Source organism: Pseudomonas sp. P4_B3, assembly GCF_056402295.1.
In genome coordinates this window covers 165,583-184,669 of the sequence record NZ_JBFUHR010000009.1, presented here as the reverse complement: position 1 = coordinate 184,669, position 19,087 = coordinate 165,583, and the positions used below count along the sequence as shown (strand labels likewise).

The 19,087-nt window shown below is 60.8% G+C and carries 18 protein-coding genes; 13 read left to right on the top strand and 5 right to left on the bottom strand.

Annotation, left to right across the window (positions count from 1 at the left end):
- Positions 1-87 precede the first annotated feature (87 nt).
- From AC1DWG_RS13025 to AC1DWG_RS13010, 4 genes are all read left to right on the top strand, one after another.
- Positions 88-642 (top strand): hypothetical protein, encoded by a 555-nt coding sequence (locus AC1DWG_RS13025; RefSeq protein WP_477787869.1) that lies wholly within the window; start codon positions 88-90, stop codon positions 640-642.
- Between the two features lie 32 nt (positions 643-674).
- Positions 675-1,952 (top strand): flavohemoglobin expression-modulating QEGLA motif protein, encoded by a 1,278-nt coding sequence (locus AC1DWG_RS13020; RefSeq protein WP_477752357.1) that lies wholly within the window; start codon positions 675-677, stop codon positions 1,950-1,952.
- An 86-nt stretch (positions 1,953-2,038) separates the two neighbouring features.
- A complete protein-coding gene (locus AC1DWG_RS13015; protein ID WP_477752358.1) occupies positions 2,039-2,953 on the top strand; it encodes an alpha/beta hydrolase in 915 nt (304 codons plus the stop codon).
- Positions 2,950-3,279 carry a hypothetical protein gene (locus AC1DWG_RS13010; protein ID WP_477752359.1) on the top strand — a complete coding sequence of 110 codons (330 nt, stop codon included), beginning with the start codon at positions 2,950-2,952 and terminating at the stop codon, positions 3,277-3,279. The genes AC1DWG_RS13015 and AC1DWG_RS13010 overlap by 4 nt, the downstream gene beginning before the upstream one ends.
- A 139-nt stretch (positions 3,280-3,418) precedes the next feature.
- Here AC1DWG_RS13010 and lptF read toward each other — a convergent pair whose 3' ends face one another.
- The 3 genes from lptF to AC1DWG_RS12995 form a co-directional block, all read right to left on the bottom strand.
- On the bottom strand, positions 3,419-4,216 hold the full coding sequence (gene lptF / locus AC1DWG_RS13005; RefSeq protein WP_477787868.1) for a lipotoxin F family OmpA-related lipoprotein LptF: 798 nt from the start codon (positions 4,214-4,216) through the stop codon (positions 3,419-3,421).
- 45 nt (positions 4,217-4,261) lie between these two features.
- Positions 4,262-4,675, bottom strand: a complete 414-nt coding sequence (locus AC1DWG_RS13000) for a DUF4398 domain-containing protein (protein ID WP_223458323.1) — start codon at positions 4,673-4,675, stop codon at positions 4,262-4,264.
- Positions 4,676-4,946: 271 nt separating this feature from the next.
- Positions 4,947-5,291 carry a pilin assembly protein gene (locus tag AC1DWG_RS12995; protein ID WP_414873990.1) on the bottom strand — a complete coding sequence of 115 codons (345 nt, stop codon included), beginning with the start codon at positions 5,289-5,291 and terminating at the stop codon, positions 4,947-4,949.
- 200 nt (positions 5,292-5,491) lie between these two features.
- Between AC1DWG_RS12995 and ppc the strand changes: the two genes are divergently transcribed.
- The 6 genes from ppc to AC1DWG_RS12965 all read left to right on the top strand — a co-directional run bounded on the left by ppc (position 5,492) and on the right by AC1DWG_RS12965 (position 12,066).
- Positions 5,492-8,122, top strand: coding sequence for a phosphoenolpyruvate carboxylase (gene ppc / locus AC1DWG_RS12990; RefSeq protein WP_477763908.1), 2,631 nt, complete (start codon positions 5,492-5,494; stop codon positions 8,120-8,122).
- 288 nt (positions 8,123-8,410) lie between these two features.
- On the top strand, positions 8,411-9,058 hold the full coding sequence (gene adk / locus AC1DWG_RS12985; RefSeq protein ID WP_477752362.1) for an adenylate kinase: 648 nt from the start codon (positions 8,411-8,413) through the stop codon (positions 9,056-9,058).
- Positions 9,059-9,152: 94 nt separating this feature from the next.
- Complete coding sequence (gene tsaB, locus AC1DWG_RS12980) at positions 9,153-9,827, top strand: tRNA (adenosine(37)-N6)-threonylcarbamoyltransferase complex dimerization subunit type 1 TsaB (protein WP_477752363.1); 675 nt, start codon at positions 9,153-9,155, stop codon at positions 9,825-9,827.
- Between the two features lie 217 nt (positions 9,828-10,044).
- The gene (locus tag AC1DWG_RS12975) at positions 10,045-10,350 is read left to right on the top strand and encodes a hypothetical protein (RefSeq protein ID WP_057716196.1); all 306 of its coding nucleotides are present in this window, start codon (positions 10,045-10,047) and stop codon (positions 10,348-10,350) included.
- On the top strand, positions 10,350-11,210 hold the full coding sequence (locus tag AC1DWG_RS12970) for a DUF72 domain-containing protein (RefSeq protein WP_477763907.1): 861 nt from the start codon (positions 10,350-10,352) through the stop codon (positions 11,208-11,210). Before AC1DWG_RS12975 ends, AC1DWG_RS12970 begins: the two co-directional genes overlap by 1 nt.
- A gap of 34 nt (positions 11,211-11,244) precedes the next feature.
- Positions 11,245-12,066 (top strand): isocitrate lyase/PEP mutase family protein, encoded by an 822-nt coding sequence (locus AC1DWG_RS12965; RefSeq protein ID WP_477763906.1) that lies wholly within the window; start codon positions 11,245-11,247, stop codon positions 12,064-12,066.
- A 22-nt stretch (positions 12,067-12,088) separates the two neighbouring features.
- Here the strand turns inward: AC1DWG_RS12965 and AC1DWG_RS12960 are convergent, their stop codons facing one another.
- Positions 12,089-12,709 (bottom strand): energy transducer TonB, encoded by a 621-nt coding sequence (locus AC1DWG_RS12960; protein ID WP_477787867.1) that lies wholly within the window; start codon positions 12,707-12,709, stop codon positions 12,089-12,091.
- 93 nt (positions 12,710-12,802) lie between these two features.
- Between AC1DWG_RS12960 and AC1DWG_RS12955 the strand changes: the two genes are divergently transcribed.
- Positions 12,803-13,585: a class I SAM-dependent methyltransferase gene (locus AC1DWG_RS12955; RefSeq protein ID WP_477763904.1), complete on the top strand. Its 783-nt coding sequence runs from the start codon at positions 12,803-12,805 to the stop codon at positions 13,583-13,585.
- A 138-nt stretch (positions 13,586-13,723) separates the two neighbouring features.
- Here the strand turns inward: AC1DWG_RS12955 and AC1DWG_RS12950 are convergent, their stop codons facing one another.
- Complete coding sequence (locus AC1DWG_RS12950; RefSeq protein WP_477763903.1) at positions 13,724-14,362, bottom strand: TetR/AcrR family transcriptional regulator; 639 nt, start codon at positions 14,360-14,362, stop codon at positions 13,724-13,726.
- A 93-nt stretch (positions 14,363-14,455) separates the two neighbouring features.
- Here AC1DWG_RS12950 and AC1DWG_RS12945 point away from each other — a divergent pair, with 93 nt between their 5' ends.
- Positions 14,456-15,556 (top strand): efflux RND transporter periplasmic adaptor subunit, encoded by a 1,101-nt coding sequence (locus tag AC1DWG_RS12945; protein WP_477763902.1) that lies wholly within the window; start codon positions 14,456-14,458, stop codon positions 15,554-15,556.
- A gap of 6 nt (positions 15,557-15,562) precedes the next feature.
- Entirely contained in the window at positions 15,563-18,628 is a 3,066-nt protein-coding gene (locus tag AC1DWG_RS12940) for an efflux RND transporter permease subunit (protein WP_477763901.1), read from the top strand.
- The last annotated feature ends 459 nt before the right edge of the window (positions 18,629-19,087 follow it).

Sequence of the window (19,087 nt, the reverse complement as noted above, 5' to 3'; positions counted from 1 at the left end):
GGCTGCGATCTTTTGAAAAACAAGATCAAAAGATCGCAGCCTGCGGCAGCTCCTACAGGTCAGCGGTGTGTTCATAGGGAGTATTGAATGAAAGCCTGGCGTGTCGTTGTGATCGCCTTGTCGTTCCTGCTGCTCAATGGCTGTCTGGTGACCTTCAGGGAGCCGCTACCCACAAGCGAACCCGCGCCCAAAGGATTGCTCGGCAAATGGACCAGCACCAATGCCTGGGGCGAGCCGCTCAACCTCGAACTGACCCGCATCGGCGACAACCGCTATCAGGCCGTCAGCTACTACCGGGCCAGGCCCAAGGAACGTGAAGCCTATCCGTTTACCCTGTCGCGCCATGGCAATCGCTGGTATCTGTCGGCGAGGGTGCCGGCGCAATTCGGCGGGCATTTCACCATTGGGGGGGTTGAGCTGACCGACAAGCATGAGTTGGTGGTGTACAACCTCGACCTCGACCAGATCAACCAGGCCATGAAGCAAAAAGCCCTGAGCGGTGAAAGCTTCCAGACTAACGACGGCTACGGCGTATTGATCGACAGCAACATGGATCAAGTCGCGGCCTACCTCGACGACCCGGCCAATTCCGATGTGTTCGTCGAAGCGGTGCGCTACCAGCGTCAGGCCAAAGCCAAATAACCGGCACCAACGGGTTTCTACAGGAGTTTCGCGTGGACGATTACCAACAGTCGATACGCATTTTGTCCGATCGCATCGTGTTGGCGCAGACACCGATCCGCGTCCTCGATGCGGTCAAATGGGACGACAACATTCGCAAGGGTTTCCTCAAGGCCAAGGGCAAGGAAATGCCGGCGGTAGACCGCGACTACTACCTCAACCGGCCGCTGGCGTTCGATTCCAGCAAAGTGAAGCTGGAGTTCCAGAACATCGAGCGCGACATTACCCGCCAGCTCGGTCAGTTCAACCCGGTCGGCCAGATCATGCGGCGCATGTGCAAGGAATACCGCATGGTGGTGCGTATGCTCGAAGCGCGTGGCACCGAGGATTTCGGCCTGATTTCCCAGGAGTTGTACGGCGCCGCGTCCGACGCATTCCACGCCGGCGACCCGACGCTGTCTGACCTGGGCATGATGTTGTCCGAATACCTGAACAACATCGACGGCCGTGGCGACCTCAAGGACGAACCGAAGACGTTGACCGCCAAGGACGCCGTCAGCCTGCTGCAACACCGCTTGAACAAGGTGTTCGGCGAGGCCGAGGAAACCATTCGGGTGTTCGAGTCCGACGGCATCGTCGCCGATGCGGCGGCGGGCGCCGACTACATCAAGATCCGCGCCGACGCGATGTTCAACGAGCGCGACGTGCGGGCGCTGGAAGTTCATGAAGGGCTGGTGCATGTCGGCACCACCCTCAACGGCCTGAACCAGCCGATCTGCACCTTCCTCGCCAAGGGCCCGCCCTCGTCGACGGTGACCCAGGAAGGCCTGGCGATCCTGATGGAAATCATCACCTTCGCCTCGTACCCGAGCCGCCTGCGCAAACTGACCAACCGCACCCGCGCCATTCACATGGTGGAGGAGGGCGCGGACTTCCTGCAGGTGTTCGAGTTTTTCCGCGAGCAAGGTTTCGAGATGCCCGAGAGCTACAGCAACGCCAGTCGCGTTTTCCGTGGCTCGGTGCCGACAGGTCTGCCATTTACCAAAGACTTGTCCTACCTCAAGGGCTTCATCATGATTTACAACTACATTCAACTGGCCGTGCGCAAAGGCAAGCTGGAGCAGATACCGCTGTTGTTCTGCGGCAAGACCACCCTGGAAGACATGCGCACCTTGCGCCAGTTGGTGGACGAAGGCCTGGTAGTGCCGCCCAAGTACCTGCCGGAACAGTTCCGCGACATGAACGCGCTGTCGGCGTGGATGTGCTTCTCCAACTTCCTCAACCACCTGAGCCTGGACCGGATCGAGGCGGATTACTCCAACATCCTGTAAGGCTGGTGATATTCCCCGTAGGAGCTGGCAAGCCAGCTCCTACGGGGAGACGCATTCCAATGCCATTTTTCGCGAGGTTTCAACGGATGAGAATCCTCGGCATCCTCTGCCTTCTCCTGGCCTTGAACGGTTGCAGCTCACTGCTGTTCTACCCCGAACCCGGCCAGTTGTTCACCCCGGAAAAGGCCGGGCTCGAATACCGCACCGTCACCCTGATCACCGCCGATGGCCTCAAGCTGAATGCATGGTGGCTGCCGGCGAAGCAGGGGGTCGAGGTCAAAGGCACGGTGCTGCACTTGCACGGCAACGGCGGAAACCTGCCCATGCACCTCGGCGGGAGCTTTTGGTTGCCGAAAAATGGTTACCAGGTGTTGCTTGTGGACTATCGCGGTTACGGCTTGTCCGAAGGCGAAGCCAGCCTGCCGGCGATCTATCAGGACATCGATGCGGCCTTCAAATGGCTCGACCAGGCGCCGGAGGTCAAAGGCAAGCCGCTGATCCTGCTCGGCCAGAGCCTCGGTGGCTCGATGGCCGTGCATTATCTGGTTCAGCACCCGGAACGCCAGAAGCAGCTCAAGGCCATCGTCCTCGATGGCGCCCCCGCCAGTTACCGCAGTGTCGGCCGGTATGCGTTGAGCAATTCATGGGTGTTCTGGACGTTCCAGGTGCCACTGTCCTGGCTGGTACCGGACGGTGACAGCGCGATCAACTCCATGGCGCAACTCAAGGATGTGCCGAAACTGCTCTACCACAGCATCGACGATCCGATCGTGCCTCTTTCCAACGGCATCCGGTTGTATCAAGCTGCGCCGCCGCCGCGGGTGCTGCAACTGACCCGTGGCGGTCATGTGCAGACGTTCGCCAACCCGGTCTGGCGTAAAGTCATGCTGCGTTATCTCGATGACCCGCAGCATTTCAACGGTCTGCGCCGCCTGGGTGAAATCCCCAATTACCCGGCACCCCCGAATTCTGAAGATGAACCACCAGAGAGTCCGCAATGAGTGAAGAACGTAACGCCATCCCGCTGATCATCACCGGTATCTGCAGCATCCTCGGCACCGTCGGTGCCCTGTGGTGGTACGGCTACCTGCACTTCGCCAAGCCCGAGGATGCGTTGCTGCTCAACGAATTCACCATGCTCAAGACCATTCCGGGCGAAGACTACAAAGTCTCTCTGGAACCGGCCGCCCAGGTGGCGCAGTGCATCGATGGCGTGCTGGTGCTGTTCGATATGGATCAGAAAGGCCTGACTGGCGTGCTGGTCGACAGCAAGAAAAAAGCCGTGCGCTGCATGGGGCAGGAGACGCCGCAGAAGCTGGAGCAGTAAACCGATTCTCACAGGCAATACAGAACCAATGTGGGAGCCAGCCTGCTGGCGATAGCGATTGTGCATTCAACATTGATGTTGACTGACACACCGCTATCGCCAGCAGACTGGCTCCCACAGGTTTTTGTGTGATGTCGACTTATTGCGTGTTGGCACTGATGGCCGAACGCGGCATCACCGGCTGATTGTCATTGGAAATGGTCACCTCCACCCGACGGTTCATCGCCCGGCCCGAGGTGCTGCTGTTATCCGCCACCGGATACTCTTTGCCGTAACCCTGGGCGACGATACGCGCCGGATCAACGCCCATCTTCACCAGTGCCACACGCACGGAGCCCGCGCGACGCTCCGACAGCGACTGGTTGTGCGACGCCGTACCGGTGCTGTCGGTATAGCCCTCGACAATCACTTTGCGCTCGGGGTTTTCCTGGAGGTATTGCGCCAGTTTGTTGATGTTCGCCAGGCCGTTGGCTTTCAGCTCGGCCTTGTCGGTGGCGAACAGCACATCCCCGAAGGTCACCAGCGTCCCGCGATCGGTCTGCCTGGCGTTGAGGCTGTCCTTCAACTGTTTGATCTGCTGATCACGGGCGTCGAGGCGCGCCTGAGCCCGTTGCGCCGAGGCATCTTTCAGACTGGCCTCGGCGGTGCGCAGGATGATGGTCTGCTTGGCCACTTCGACGCGCTGGTTGGTCAAATAGGCAAGTTGGTCAACCGTGGCCGCGTCCTCCTTGTCCCTGTAGGCCTTATCGGCCTTGTCCAGATAGTCGCTGGCTTCCTTGGTTTCCAGGGCCGCAACCTTGGCTGCTTGCGGATCTGTTTGCAGGCCGGTGTAGTTGCTGCGGGCCTGTTCAAGGTTGGCGTTGGGTGGTGTGGAGCAGGCCGCCAGGACTACGGTGACAGCCAGCAGGGCAGGGATCATCAATTGATCAGGTTTCATGATTTCGTCCTTTTAGTGGAGTGGGAATGCGGGGTGCCGCGCCGCTTACTGAACGGTGCGCTGGCTTTCCTGACGCAATTCCTGGACGCCTTTCTGAGCGTCCTTCACTGATTGTTCGGCCTTCATCGCCTGGGCCTTGCGCTCGGCCACGCGAGCGTCCCACTCGGCCTGTTCGGCGAGCATCCGGGCCTGGTCGTATTTCTTGTCGTGCATGGCGATTTCGGCTTGCTTGAGCTTGTCCTGGGCCGACTTCATTTCCACGGCGGCGAACTCGGTGCCGCCGGCGCTCACGGCGTCGTTGACGGCCGATTGGGTGACCGCGTACTGCTCGGTCGGCGGGTTACCGGCGCAGCCGGCCAGGACGAGGCAACTGCCCAGGGCCAACGCCGCCAGTTTGAGGCTTTGCGAACAGGTAAATGAGGGGGTTCCGGTTCGGGTTTTCATGGTCTTCAACTCCATTGGGCCAATTCCTGAAAAACGTCGAAGTCCACCCTGGGCATGCGCTGAAACCATCAATAGCGGGGTATTTTGAAACACTCGTCCCAGGCGTGGTTACTTGGGTTGACCCGAGGCTTTTTTTGAAAGTTCAGAGAAATTGACCCGGCACGGAAAAACCTGTGATCAGATGTGCAGGGCTCTAAATCAAGGTTTTTTGTGACGCAAAGCGATATTCCCGGACCTTGATGGCCCGGGAACAGGTGTTTTTTGCAGCTTGGAAAAGTGCTGTCGATCAGTGCTTCTGTTTGTCGTCAGGCACCGACAAATCGTGCAAATGCCGACGTGACAGCGCCAGAAAGCGCGGGGTCGGTCCGATGTCTTCGTACAGTGGATCGCCTTCTTCATCGGTGGCAACCACGGTCGAACCTTTGACGTACGGGAAGCTTCTTTCCAGCTCTTCCAGCGCGGCGCCGATCAGGTCGCCGAGCAGTTCTTCGGGATGCCGCTTGGGGTACATCTCGACGAGCGCGGCCAGCCGTGCGGCAGACTCCACGTCCAGATGAATCGAGTAGCCGGTGTCGGTCAGGCGACCTTTGGCGTTTTCTTCCCAGTGGTGGGCAAGCTCGCGGATTTTCATATTGACCTCATTGCGCTCCCGCTCGTGGCAGGCAGGGTGAGTGTCCGGCATTGGCCGGCGACAGCCATTGTGCGGCTTATCTTCAGACTAGCTTCAACAGGCAAGGTTTACAGTCCCTTCGTCGTCTTGCTTGTAAGAACCCGTCTGGGGCGGCACTCTTTAGGTTCTTAGCCGCCCGGATTTTTGCTGGAGACCTGCTGATGACCGATATTGATGCACGCTTGCGCGAGGACGTTCACCTGCTGGGTGAGCTGTTGGGCAACACCATTCGTGAGCAATATGGCGAGGGTTTTCTCGACAAGATCGAGCAGATCCGCAAGGGCGCCAAGGCTGACCGGCGCGGCTCCATGGACGCCGAACTCAGTGCCAGCCTCAACCAATTGACCGAAGACGAATTGCTGCCGGTGGCGCGGGCGTTCAACCAGTTTCTCAACCTGGCCAATATCGCCGAGCAATATCAGTTGATTCACCGCCGCGAGGAATCCCAAGAGGCGCCGTTCGAAGCCCGGGTGCTGCCGGAGTTACTCGCACGCCTACGCGCCGAGGGGCATGGCGCCGAAGCGCTGGCCCGGCAACTGGGGCGGCTGGAGATCGAGCTGGTATTGACCGCGCACCCGACCGAAGTCGCGCGCCGCACACTGATCCAGAAGTACGACGCCATCGCTGCGCAATTGGCGGCGCAGGATCACCGTGACCTGACCAGTGCCGAGCGCGAGCAGATCAAGATCACCTTGCAACGCCTGATCGCCGAAGCCTGGCACACCGAGGAAATCCGTCGCACACGTCCGACGCCGGTGGACGAAGCCAAGTGGGGTTTCGCGGTGATCGAGCATTCGCTGTGGCAGGCCATTCCCAACTACCTGCGCAAGGCCGATCAGGCACTGCACGCCGCCACCGGCCTGCGCCTGCCTCTGGAGGCGGCACCGATTCGTTTCGCCTCGTGGATGGGCGGCGACCGCGACGGCAACCCCAACGTGACCGCTGCGGTCACCCGTGAAGTTTTACTCTTGGCGCGTTGGATGGCGGCCGATTTGTACCTTCGGGATGTCGATCGCCTCGCCGCTGAACTGTCGATGCAGCAGGCCAACGATGAATTGAAGGCCAAGGCGGGTGACAGCGCCGAACCTTACCGGGCCGTGCTCAAACAGCTGCGCGAACGCCTGCGGGCGACGCGCAACTGGGCACACGCCGCCTTGTCGACGCCAACGCCGGCACCGGCCGATGTGCTGCAAGACAATCGCGAACTGCTCGATCCGCTGGAACTTTGCTACCACTCTTTGCACGAGTGCGGCATGGGCGTGATCGCCGACGGGCCGTTGCTCGATTGCCTGCGTCGGGCAGTGACGTTCGGTCTGTTCCTTGTTCGTCTGGATGTACGCCAGGACTCGTCGCGGCACACCGCGGCAATGACCGAAATCACCGACTACCTTGGTCTGGGAAGCTACGAGGACTGGAGCGAGGAAGAGCGCATCGCCTTTCTGATGCGCGAATTGAGCAATCGTCGTCCCTTGTTGCCGGCGTACTTCAAACCTTCCGCCGACACCGCCGAGGTCTTGGCGACCTGCCGGGAAGTCGCCGCTGCGCCAGAGGCATCCCTCGGTTCCTATGTGATTTCCATGGCCGGTGCGGCTTCCGATGTACTCGCCGTGCAGTTGTTGCTCAAAGAGTCCGGTGTGTTGCGGCCGATGCGCGTGGTGCCGCTGTTTGAAACCCTCGCCGACCTCGACAATGCCGGCCCGGTGATCGAAAAGCTGCTGCTGTTGCCGGGCTATCGCGCGCGCCTGCAAGGGCCGCAGGAAGTGATGATCGGCTACTCCGACTCGGCCAAGGACGCCGGCACCACGGCGGCGGCCTGGGCGCAGTACCGGGCACAGGAGCGTTTGGTGGACATCTGTCGTGCGCAGCAAGTGGAACTGCTGTTGTTCCACGGTCGCGGCGGCACCGTGGGGCGAGGCGGCGGCCCGGCCCATGCGGCGATCCTGTCGCAGCCACCGGGTTCGGTGGCGGGTCGTTTCCGCACCACCGAACAGGGCGAAATGATTCGATTCAAATTCGGCCTGCCGGACATCGCCGAACAGAACCTCAACCTGTACCTGGCCGCCGTGCTGGAGGCGACCTTGCTGCCGCCGCCGCCACCTACGCCCGAGTGGCGCCATTTGATGGACGAACTGGCGGCAGACGGTGTCAGCGCTTACCGCGCCGTGGTGCGGGAAAATCCGCAGTTCGTGGAGTATTTCCGCCAGTCTACGCCGGAACAGGAGCTCGGCCGTTTGCCACTGGGCAGTCGTCCGGCCAAGCGTCGAGCCGGGGGGATCGAAAGCCTGCGGGCGATTCCGTGGATTTTCGGCTGGACCCAAACGCGCCTGATGCTGCCGGCCTGGCTGGGTTGGGAAGCCGCCCTGAGCAAAGCCCTGGAGCGCGGCGAAGGCGAACTGCTGGGGCAGATGCGTGAGCAGTGGCCGTTCTTCCGCACCCGCATCGACATGCTGGAAATGGTCCTGGCCAAGGCCGATGCCGACATTGCCCAGTCCTACGATGAGCGTCTGGTGGAGCCGAATCTGTTGCCATTGGGTGCGCACTTACGCGACCTATTGTCGCAGGCGTGCACCATCGTTCTCGGCCTGACCGGGCAGTCGCAGCTGCTGGCACATAGCCCGGCGACCCTTGAGTTCATCCGCTTGCGCAACACTTACCTCGACCCGCTTCATCTATTGCAGGCCGAGTTGCTGGCCCGTTCAAGAGTGCAGGACGTGGCGCAGGGCAGCCCGGTAGAACAGGCCTTGCTGGTGTCTGTGGCGGGGATTGCCGCCGGTTTGCGTAACACCGGCTAAGATTTTTGCCGTGGGGGCAGGCATCCGGCAGGTGAGCCGGATGCCGCCGTATGACGGGTTGAAAAGTGCTGTCAGGCGACAGTTAATGATGGGGTTGCGACTTGGCAAACTGCGCGCAATGGTCGCAAGAGGCAGCGGTTTCTCCGACTTTTGGCGTCTTGTGTGGGCGCACCCTGCTGTGTATCTTGATCAGCCTTTGGCCGTTTGGGCGGTCACGACCCTATTTTTGAGATTGGCCCCACGAGGCGAATCTGACGTTATCTATATAAAAAATTGAGGAGCACATCGATGCGCGTCATTCTGCTGGGAGCTCCCGGGGCCGGTAAAGGTACTCAGGCTAAGTTCATCACCGAAAAATTCGGCATTCCACAAATCTCCACCGGCGACATGCTGCGTGCAGCGGTCAAGGCCGGCACCGAGTTGGGCATCAAGGCTAAAAGCATCATGGATGCCGGTGGCCTGGTGTCCGATGACCTGATCATCGCACTGGTCAAGGACCGCATCGCCCAGTCCGACTGCGCCAACGGTTTCCTGTTCGACGGCTTCCCGCGCACCATTCCCCAGGCGGAAGCCCTGGTGACGGCCGGCGTCGAGCTCGATGCAGTGGTTGAAATCGCCGTCGAAGACGAAGAAATCGTCCAGCGTATCGCCGGTCGTCGTGTTCACGAGGCCAGCGGCCGCGTGTACCACATCGTCTACAACCCGCCGAAAGTAGCTGGCACAGACGACATCACCGGTGAAGAGCTGGTACAGCGCAAGGACGACACCGAAGAAACCGTGCGTCATCGCCTGTCGGTCTACCATTCGCAGACCAAGCCGCTGGTGGACTTCTACCAGAAACTGTCGGCTGCCAATGGCAAGCCGCAGTACAGCCACATCGAAGGCGTCGGTTCGGTTGAAGCGATCACCGCCAAGGTGCTTGCAGCCCTGAGCTGAAAAGTCTGATCTGCTACATCATCCACGGCCCGCTTGCGGGCCGTAGTTGTTTATACTGACGCACTTTTTTCTGATCTTTCTTGTGGATACATCGATGAGCACCTTGCTGGCCCTGGACACCGCGACTGAAGCTTGCTCCGTTGCCTTGCTGCATGACGGCAAGGTCACGAGCCATTACGAGGTGATCCCGCGCCTGCACGCGCAGAAGCTGTTGCCGATGATCAAGCAGTTGCTGGCCGATGCTGGCACCACCCTGCAAGCGGTCGATGCCATCGCGTTCGGCCGTGGCCCTGGCGCCTTCACGGGCGTACGCATCGCCATCGGCGTGGTGCAAGGCCTGGCGTTTGCCCTGGATCGCCCGGTGTTGCCGGTGTCGAACCTGGCCGTGCTGGCGCAACGTGCGTTGCGCGAACACGGCGCCACTCAGGTCGCCGCCGCCATCGATGCGCGCATGGATGAAGTGTATTGGGGTTGCTACCGCGAAACGGCCGGGGAAATGCGCCTGGTGGGTGCGGAAGCGGTACTGCCGCCGGAGTCCGCTGGATTGCCGGCCGATGCCAGCGGCGAGTGGTTCGGTGCAGGCACCGGATGGGGCTATGGCGAGCGTATCGCCGTCAGCCTGAGCGGGCAGGACGCGGGCATGTTGCCCCACGCCGAAGACCTGCTGACCCTGGCGCGATTTGCCTGGGAGCGCGGCGAGGCGATCGTGGCTGATGAGGCGCAACCGGTTTATCTGCGCGATAAAGTGGCGACGCCCAAGGCGCGTTAAGCCTTAACAGATCGCAGCCTGCGGCAGCTCCTACAGACGCTCGCATTTCCCTGTAGGAGCTGCCCCAGGCTGCGATCTTTTCCAGGCACCACCAATCGTCATTTTTAGCCTCGGCTTTTAAACCTTTTGCCTTTTATGTGTTCTAGTTATCACTCGGCGGTTTGCGATGTGGGAAATGCGCCACTAAACTGCCATCACTGATTCCGAGTATGCACGTATGCGTATAGACGGCGTTTCCTCTCAGTCCTACCCCATCAAGCGTAAACCTCGCAAAGGCCGCGTGGTGGAAGACGACGCCATTGATATCGAAGGCGAACTGGAATTCCCGACTGAAGAGCAACTGGCTGCCCGCGCTGCCAAAGCCTCTGCGCAAAAACTGAGCAATCTTCCCGCCCGTCAGCAAGACATGATTTACCACCGTGCCATGAGCAAAAGCGTGGCGACAGCCCTGGCCAGCTACCTGAGCACCGCCGGGTTCGTCGATTGGGAAGCGGATGTGCTGGGTCTCGACCTGTACATCTGATGCTCTTGCCGTATTACCTCGGATGCCCGTCCTGGAGCGAGAACGCCTGGCGCGACTACCTGTATCCGCCGGACGCCAAACCTGCCAATTTTCTTGATCTCTATTCCCAGGTTTTCAATGCCGTTGAAGGCAACACGACCTTCTATGCGAGCCCGGCTGCCAGCACCGTGCAGCGTTGGGCCGAGACCATGCCCGAACACTTTCGCTTTACCGCCAAGTTTCCCGGCGAGATCAGCCACGGCGGTGACCTGCGCGAGCAGTTGACCGCCGCCGAGACCTTCACTCAGTTACTCAGCCCTCTCGGTGAGCGGGTGTCGCCACTGTGGTTGCAGCTGTCGAAAAGCTTCACGCCCCAACGTTTGCCCGAACTGGCCGGATTTATCGATGCCCTGCAGCGACCTCTGGCCGTGGAAGTGCGGCATGACGAGTTTTTCGCCAAGGGTGACAGCGAGCGAATGCTCAACCGTCTGCTGCTGGATCGCGGAGTCGAACGCATCTGTCTCGATCCCCGTGCGCTGTTCAGTTGCACTTCGACCGAGCCCTCGGTGCTCCACGCCCAGTCGAAGAAACCCCGTGTGCCGCCGCGTCCGGCGGCATTCACGCAATTCCCGCAGGTGCGTTTTATCGGCCATCCGACGCTTGAGGCCAACGATACATTCCTGGAGCCTTGGGTCGAGAAAATCGCACTATGGATCGAAGAAGGCCGCACGCCTTATATCTTCCTGCACACGGCCGACAACCTGCTGGCCGCGAAGCTGGCGCAGCGCTTTCACGCCAGGCTGATGCTGCGTTTGCCTGGCTTGCCGGCGCTGCCTGAGCTATACAGAGAACCCGTCGCCGAGCAACTTGGCCTGCTCTGAGGCGGATTCCTTCCCCTCTTCAGGAGCCTGCCCAATGGATGCGCAAACCCTTCGAGCCCAGGCGTTCAAAGCCCTTCACGAACGCCCCGGGGCTTTTGTGATTCCCAATCCGTGGGATGCCGGTTCTGCGAAAATGCTCGCCAGCCTCGGCTTCGAGGCGCTGGCGACCACCAGTGCCGGTTATGCCTTTTCCCAAGGTCGTGCCGATGGCGGATTGACCCTCGACGACACCCTGATGAACGTTCAGGCGATTGTCACCGCCACCGACCTGCCGGTTGCCGTGGACCTGGAAAACGGCTTTGCCGACAACCCGGCTGATTGCGCCAAAAGTATCTTGCGCGCAGCAGAGGTCGGTGCCGTTGGTGGTTCGATCGAAGATGCCACCGGCCGCGAAGAAGGCCCGATCTATTGTTTCGAACATGCCGTGGCGCGCATCGAAGCCGCTGTGGCTGCCGCTCGCAGTCTGCCGTTCCACTTTACGTTGACTGCCCGGGCGGAAAACTTCCTGCACGGCAATCCTGATCTGGCCGACACCATACGCCGCTTGCAGGCATTCGCCGAGGCCGGTGCCGATGTGCTCTATGCACCGGGTCTGCGCAGCGCCGAGGACGTGCTGGCGGTGGTGCGCGCCGTGGCGCCAAAGCCGGTGAATGTGTTGATGTCGGGCGGCTTGAAGCTGACGGTCGCGCAGTTGGGTGAGATGGGCGTCAAACGTATCAGCGTCGGTTCGGCGCTGGCATTGGCGGCCTATGGTGAATTCTTTCGCGCCGCCGAAGAAATCCAGGCGTCAGGCACGTTCGGTTTCACGTCCCGGTCGATGCCGTATCAGAAGGCCAATCAGTTTTTCAAAGGCTGAGGGAAGAGGGCGCGGCTGAGGGTCAAGCGGCGATGCGCAGGTTCTGCAAGATGATCGGGCGCGCCCAGCCATTGTCGAAATCGAGTTGTTTCTGCTGTTCCCGCCGTTCTTCCGGCGAGAACGGCGGGAACGGCTTGTCGAGCAGGTCGAGTTCGAATTCGGCGATGGGCAGGTGCAGCAGACGCGGTTGCGGGGCATGGCCAGCTTCTGGCACCGGCTGACCGGCGTTCAATACGATCGGGCGAACCCAGCCGCTTTCGAAGTCCTGCTGTTTTTGCTGGGCGACGATTTCATCCGTCGGGAACGGTGGGCGTGGTTTGTCTGCCAGGTCCATTTCGAATTCGGCAATCGGCAGGAACAGTGGCTCGGGCGGGCGGATTACATTGTCTTTCACCTCGCATTCGCGCTGGGACACGATGTGCTCCAGCAGCTCGCTGCCGACGGTCGGTTCGACAGGGCTTTCGAGATCGACCGGTGGAAAGTTCAGCGATTGCGGCAGCACTTCACCCGACTGTTCAGCCAGCGCCCGGGCAAAGAAATCCTGCCAGATGTGGCTGACGCCGCTCAGTGCCTGGGTGTTTCGCAGATTGTAATCGCCGTAGGGCGAGATAAAACCTGTGATTGTGGGTTGAATGTCTGACATTTCTCTCGGTCGACGCTCAGCTCTGGCAAAATGCTCGATAATTTTGTTATCGGCCGTTTTTGCCGATCATTAATTTTTTGAGCGTGTTTTCCGATGATTGATCAACCTGCGGCCTGCCGCATCCATGTCCAGGCCCTCGACGCGGCTTTCGAGCCACAAGCCGAGCAATGGGCCGAGCGCCTGGGCCTGCCGATGCAAGTGGCGGACGGCGAATTTGCCTTACAGGTGGGCGACCAGGGTTTGCAGTTGCAACAGCTGGGGCCGGATGCGCCGGGGCCGGTGCGGGTGGACTTCGTCGAAGGCGGTGCGGCCCATCGTCGGTTGTACGGCGGCGGCAGCGGGCAGATGATCGCCAAGGCTGTTGGCATCGCTCAAGGCGTGCGTCCGCGGGTGCTGGATGCCACGGCGGGGCTGGGCAAGGACGCGTTCGTGCTGGCCAGCCTCGGTTGCGAGATGAGCCTGATCGAGCGTCAACCGCTGATTGGTGCCTTGCTGGAAGACGGTCTGGCCCGTGGCGCGGAAGATTTCGACGTGGCGCCGATCGTGGCGCGTATGCGCTTGCTCAAGGGCAACTCGATCGAAGTGATGCGCAACTGGGAAGGCGAGCCGCCGCAGGTGATCTATCTCGACCCGATGTTCCCGCATCGTGAGAAAACTGCGCTGGTGAAGAAGGAAATGCGCCTGTTCCGGCCGCTGGTGGGTGATGACCCGGATGCGCCGGCATTGCTCGAAGCCGCCTTGGCCCTGGCCAGCCACCGGGTGGTGGTCAAGCGCCCGCGCAAGGCGCCGTGCATCGACGGGCCGAAGCCAAGCCACGCGCTGGATGGCAAGTCCAGTCGGTATGACATCTATCCGAAGAAGGCGCTCAAGCCTTAGGACCGAGTCGCCTGCATCGCGGGCAAGCCACGCTCCCACAGGTTTTGTGTCGGGACCAAGACTTGGGAGCACCTCGGACCCTGTGGGAGCGGGCTTGCCCGCGAAGGCGTCAGATCAGACAGCCAATATCCATCTGGCTCACTCAGGCCGATAAGCCCGCATAAACAACCCCACCACCTCCCGCACATGGCTCTCCGCCGCCTCGTCAACCAGAGGCTCGCCGCAGCCATACAGCAAACGGAAATTCCCCGCGCCCTTGAGCAGGCAGAAGAAGTGTTCGGCCGCATTGTGCGGTTTGTCGATGGTCAGCACGCCACTTTCATCGATCTTGCTCAGCAGGCGTTCCATGCCATGCAGCATGCGCTCCGGCCCGGCTTCGAAGAATATCTGCGACAGCTTTGGGTCCTGGCTGCCCAGGGTCATCATCAAACGGTGCAGGTTCACTGATTCATCACTGTTGATCAGTTGATGAAAACCGCGCGCGATGTTCAGCAACACGGTTTCCACCGCCACGCCTTCCGGCAATTCGAAAAACAGCGGTGGCAACTGCTCCTCGCACTTGGCCATCACGGCGGCGGAGAACAGCGTCTCCTTGTCGTTGAAGTGGCTATAGACCGTCAGCTTTGACACACCGGCCTCGGCTGCGACGGCATCCATGCTGGTATTGGCATAACCCTTACTCAGAAACAGCGCTTTGGCCGCATCGAGAATTGCCTGGCGCTTGACCAAATCCTTGGGTCTGCCTGGGCCACTGGGTGCTGAAAGATTGTTTGGCATATTCGTTTTTATTACTGGACTGGTGAGTTTGCTATTAATAACATACTGCTCAGTATAATTATTCAAAGCACCATTAGCGAAAGGTCCTTCACCATGTTCCGCTATGCCTTGTCCCTCGCGTTGCCAGTCACCCTGGCTTTTTTATTGTCTGCGTGTGGTCACGAAGAGGCACCGCCAGTCAGCGTGCGCCCGGCCATGGTGGTCCAGCCAGAGCCTTCGGCGCAGGCCATGGAAAGCTATCCCGGTGAAGTTCGCGCGCGGTATGAGCCGGACCTGGCGTTCCGTATCGGCGGTAAAGTCAGCCGACGACTGGTCGAGGAGGGGCAGCGGGTCAAGGCCGATCAACCCTTGGCGGAGCTCGACCCTCAGGACGTGCGCCTGCAACTGGAGGCCACCCGGGCCCAGGTCGCCGCCGCTGAAGCCAATCTGAACCTGGTGCGTTCCGAGCGTGATCGCTACAAGACCCTGATGGAACGCCAACTGGTCAGCCGCTCGCAGTACGACAACGCCGAAAACCTCTACCGCTCCGGCGAAGCGCGCCTCAAGCAAATCAAAGCCGAATTCAACGTTTCCAATAACCAGGCCAGCTACGCCGTGTTGCGTGCGCCGCAGGACGGCGTCGTGGCCAAGCGTCTGGTGGAGGTCGGGCAAGTCGTGGCCGCCGGGCAAACGGTGTTCACACTGGCGACCGATGGTGAGCGCGAAGTGTTGATCAGCCTGCCGGAGCAGAACTTCGGCCGCTTCAAGGTCGGTGAACCGGTCTCGGTAGAGCTCTGGACCCAGCCCGACCAGCGTTTCGAAGGGCGTATCCGTGAGCTGTCCCCAGCGGCCGATCCAAAGTCCCGCACGTTCGCAGCGCGCATCGCCTTCGCATCCGGCAAGGTTCCGGTGGAACTGGGGCAGAGCGCCCGGGTGTTCGTGCAGGCTGCCGACGTGGTGCCACTGTCCGTTCCGCTGTCTGCGCTGACGGCGGAAAACGGCGTGACTTATGTCTGGGTCGTCAGCGCCAACAACACCTTGAAAAAGACTCCAGTGCGGGTCGGTGCTTTCGGCGAAAAAACCGTACCGGTGCTCGAAGGGCTCAACGCCAGCGACTGGGTAGTGGCCGCTGGTGTCCATGTGCTTCTCGAAGGGCAGCAGGTGCGCCCGGTGGATCGCTCCAATCGTGTGGTCAATCTGGCGGACAAGGAGTAAGCCCCGATGCGCTTCAACGTTTCCGAATGGGCGCTGCGTAATCGCCAGATCGTCCTGTTCCTGATGCTGTTGCTGGCCATCGTCGGCGCACTGTCCTACACCAAGCTCGGCCAGAGTGAAGACCCGCCGTTCACCTTCAAGGCCATGGTGATTCGCACCAATTGGCCGGGAGCGACCGCCGAGGAAGTCTCGCGCCAGGTCACCGAACGCATCGAAAAGAAACTGATGGAAACCGGCGAGTACGAGCGCATCGTGTCGTTCTCCCGTCCCGGCGAATCCCAGGTGACCTTCATCGCTCGCGACTCCATGCATTCGGTGGAGATCCCGGAGCTCTGGTATCAGGTGCGCAAGAAGATCAGCGACATCCGTCATACCCTGCCGCCGGGGATTCAGGGGCCGTTTTTCAACGATGAATTCGGCACCACTTTCGGCAATATCTACGCCCTGACAGGCGCGGGTTTCGACTACGCCGTGCTCAAGGATTACGCCGACCGCATCCAGATCCAGCTGCAACGGGTCAAGGATGTGGGCAAGGTCGAACTGCTGGGGGTGCAAGACGAGAAAATCTGGATCGAACTCTCCAACGTCAAACTCGCCACCCTCGGCTTGCCGCTGGCTGCCGTCCAGCAAGCCCTTGAAGAACAGAACGCGGTGTCCACGGCAGGTTTCTTCGAGACCAGCAGCGAGCGATTGCAGCTACGGGTGACGGGGAATTTTCAGACGGTCGACGAGATCAAGAACTTCCCGATCCGCGTCGGTGATCGCACCTTCCGCATCTCCGACGTGGCCGACGTGCGCCGTGGTTTCAATGATCCACCGGCACCGCGCATGCGCTTCATGGCGCAAGACGCCATTGGCCTGGCGGTGGCGATGAAGGATGGCGGTGACATTCTCGTGCTGGGCAAGGCGCTGGAAGTCGAGTTCGCCCGCATCCAGAAAAACCTCCCGGCCGGTATGGAGTTGCGCAAAGTCTCCGACCAACCGGCCGCGGTGAAAACCGGTGTCGGCGAGTTCGTGCAAGTACTGGTCGAGGCGCTGGCCATTGTGTTGCTGGTGAGCTTCTTTTCCCTGGGTGTGCGCACCGGCATGGTGGTGGCCCTGGCGATTCCGCTGGTGCTGGCGATGACGTTCGCGTGCATGTATTACCTGGGCATCGGCTTGCACAAGATCTCCCTTGGCGCGCTGGTGCTGGCCCTGGGTTTGCTGGTGGACGACGCGATCATCGCCGTGGAAATGATGGCGATCAAAATGGAGCAGGGTTTCGACCGGGTCAAAGCAGCGAGTTATGCCTGGACCAGTACCGCGTTCCCGATGCTCACCGGTACGCTGATCACTGCGGCCGGTTTCCTGCCGATCGCCACGGCGCAATCGGGCACGGGCGAATACACCCGTTCGATCTTCGAGGTGGTCACCATTGCGCTGCTGGCGTCGTGGGTGGCCGCCGTGGTTTTCGTGCCGTATCTGGGGGAAAAACTCCTGCCGGACCTGGCGAAAATCCACGCCGCCAAACACGGTGCCGGTCAGCCCGATCCGTATGGCACACCGTTTTATCAGCGCGTCCGGCGTCTGGTGGAGTGGTGCGTACGCTGGCGCAAAACCGTGATCCTGGCGACCGTGCTGTTGTTCATCGCCTCCATCGTGCTGTTCAAGTTTGTGCCGCAGCAGTTCTTCCCGGCATCGGGTCGCCTGGAGTTGATGGTCGACCTGAAACTGGCCGAAGGCGCTTCGCTGAGCAATACCGCCGACGAGGTCAAACGCCTCGAGGCGCTGCTCAAGGACAAGGCGGGGATCGACAATTACGTGGCCTACGTCGGTACCGGTTCGCCGCGTTTTTACCTGCCGCTGGATCAGCAACTGCCGGCGGCGAGCTTCGCCCAATTTGTCGTCCTGGCAAAAAACATCGAGGAACGCGAGGCTCTGCGCATCTGGTTGATCGCCACGCTCAATGAACAATTCCCGGCCTTGCGCTCGCGGGTCACGCGCCTGGAAAACGGTCCGCCGGTTGGTTACCCGGTGCAGTTCCGCGTGACCGGGGAGCACATCGAGGAGGTGCGGGCGCTGGCGCGCAAAGTTGCGGCCAAGGTGCGCGAGAACCCACATGTGGTCAACGTCCACCTGGACTGGGAAGAACCGAGCAAGGTGGTGTACCTGAACATCGATCAGGACCGCGCGCGGGCGCTGGGCGTGAGCACGGCGAACCTGTCGAGGTTCCTGCAAAGCTCCCTGACCGGTTCCAGCGTCAGCCAGTACCGCGAAGACAACGAGTTGATCGAGATCCTGCTGCGCGGCACCTTGCATGAGCGCACCGAGTTGTCATTGCTGCCGAGCCTGGCGGTACCGACCGATAACGGTCGCAGCGTCGCGCTGTCGCAGATCGCGACCCTGGAGTACGGCTTCGAAGAGGGCATCATCTGGCACCGCAATCGCCTGCCCAACGTGACGGTTCGCGCCGACATCTATGACAAGGAGCAACCGGCGACGCTGGTGCAGCAGATCATGCCGACCCTCGATCCGATCCGCGCCGAACTGCCCGACGGCTACTTGCTGGATGTCGGCGGCACGGTGGAAGACTCCGCGCGCGGACAGAACTCGGTGAAGGCCGGCGTGCCGTTGTTCATCGTGGTGGTGTTGACCTTGCTGATGCTGCAACTGCGCAGTTTCTCGCGTACGGCGATGGTGTTTCTGACGGCACCGCTGGGGTTGATCGGGGTGACGCTGTTTCTGTTGGTGTTCCGCCAGCCGTTCGGTTTCGTGGCCATGCTGGGGACCATCGCGTTGTCGGGGATGATCATGCGTAACTCGGTGATTCTGGTGGATCAGATCGAGCAGGATATCGCTGCCGGGTTGAAGCCTTGGCAGGCGATCATCGAGGCGACGGTGCGGCGGTTCCGGCCGATTGTGTTGACGGCGCTGGCGGCGGTGCTGGCGATGATTCCTTTGTCGCGCAGTGTGTTTTTCGGGCCGATGGCGGTGGCGATCATGGGGGGGTTGATTGTGGCCACGGCGTTGACGCTGCTGTTTTTGCCTGCCCTTTATGCTGCCTGGTTTCGGGTTCGCAAAGAGTCGGTTTGAGGGTTTGACCTTGGCGGCCTTCGGGCCGACCAAGTGCTTGTGGATGGTGTACATATCCATTCCTGCGGTAACGGCCACTGGCGGTTTCGCCCTTACGGCGACTCACTTTTTTTAACAAGCGCCTCAAAAAAAGTAAGCAAAAAAAGCGCTCGCCCCGAACGTCCGGCCCCTCGCTAAGGCTCGGCGTTCCTTCGCTCCGGTATTCATCCGGGGGCATTGCCCTCCGGTCGGCTTCGCTTCGACCTACATGCAATGAGTTCGACTGCGTCGAACGGCGCTGCGCGCCCATCCCCGGATGAACACCTCCACTCAGCCTCCCGAGGGGGCGGGTGGATCAAGATCAAAAGCTGCAGGCGAGCTAACGCTCGGCCTGATGAGTGGTGACGAGCGTCTGTGTACGCTGCTCTGTTTTTGCTTTTCTGTGGGAGCGAGCTTGCTCGCGATGGCTGCCCAACAGTC

What these genes read in the sequence shown, in the direction of transcription:
- AC1DWG_RS13025 (WP_477787869.1), top strand. Translation starts at nt 88, where the DNA reads ATGAAAGCCTGGCGTGTCGTTGTGATCGCCTTGTCGTTCCTGCTGCTC.
- AC1DWG_RS13015 (WP_477752358.1), top strand. Translation starts at nt 2,039, where the DNA reads ATGAGAATCCTCGGCATCCTCTGCCTTCTCCTGGCCTTGAACGGTTGC.
- AC1DWG_RS13010 (WP_477752359.1), top strand. Translation starts at nt 2,950, where the DNA reads ATGAGTGAAGAACGTAACGCCATCCCGCTGATCATCACCGGTATCTGC.
- lptF (WP_477787868.1), bottom strand. Translation starts at nt 4,216, where the DNA reads ATGAAACCTGATCAATTGATGATCCCTGCCCTGCTGGCTGTCACCGTA.
- AC1DWG_RS13000 (WP_223458323.1), bottom strand. Translation starts at nt 4,675, where the DNA reads ATGGAGTTGAAGACCATGAAAACCCGAACCGGAACCCCCTCATTTACC.
- AC1DWG_RS12995 (WP_414873990.1), bottom strand. Translation starts at nt 5,291, where the DNA reads ATGAAAATCCGCGAGCTTGCCCACCACTGGGAAGAAAACGCCAAAGGT.
- ppc (WP_477763908.1), top strand. Translation starts at nt 5,492, where the DNA reads ATGACCGATATTGATGCACGCTTGCGCGAGGACGTTCACCTGCTGGGT.
- adk (WP_477752362.1), top strand. Translation starts at nt 8,411, where the DNA reads ATGCGCGTCATTCTGCTGGGAGCTCCCGGGGCCGGTAAAGGTACTCAG.
- tsaB (WP_477752363.1), top strand. Translation starts at nt 9,153, where the DNA reads ATGAGCACCTTGCTGGCCCTGGACACCGCGACTGAAGCTTGCTCCGTT.
- AC1DWG_RS12975 (WP_057716196.1), top strand. Translation starts at nt 10,045, where the DNA reads ATGCGTATAGACGGCGTTTCCTCTCAGTCCTACCCCATCAAGCGTAAA.
- AC1DWG_RS12970 (WP_477763907.1), top strand. Translation starts at nt 10,350, where the DNA reads ATGCTCTTGCCGTATTACCTCGGATGCCCGTCCTGGAGCGAGAACGCC.
- AC1DWG_RS12965 (WP_477763906.1), top strand. Translation starts at nt 11,245, where the DNA reads ATGGATGCGCAAACCCTTCGAGCCCAGGCGTTCAAAGCCCTTCACGAA.
- AC1DWG_RS12960 (WP_477787867.1), bottom strand. Translation starts at nt 12,709, where the DNA reads ATGTCAGACATTCAACCCACAATCACAGGTTTTATCTCGCCCTACGGC.
- AC1DWG_RS12955 (WP_477763904.1), top strand. Translation starts at nt 12,803, where the DNA reads ATGATTGATCAACCTGCGGCCTGCCGCATCCATGTCCAGGCCCTCGAC.
- AC1DWG_RS12950 (WP_477763903.1), bottom strand. Translation starts at nt 14,362, where the DNA reads ATGCCAAACAATCTTTCAGCACCCAGTGGCCCAGGCAGACCCAAGGAT.
- AC1DWG_RS12945 (WP_477763902.1), top strand. Translation starts at nt 14,456, where the DNA reads ATGTTCCGCTATGCCTTGTCCCTCGCGTTGCCAGTCACCCTGGCTTTT.
- AC1DWG_RS12940 (WP_477763901.1), top strand. Translation starts at nt 15,563, where the DNA reads ATGCGCTTCAACGTTTCCGAATGGGCGCTGCGTAATCGCCAGATCGTC.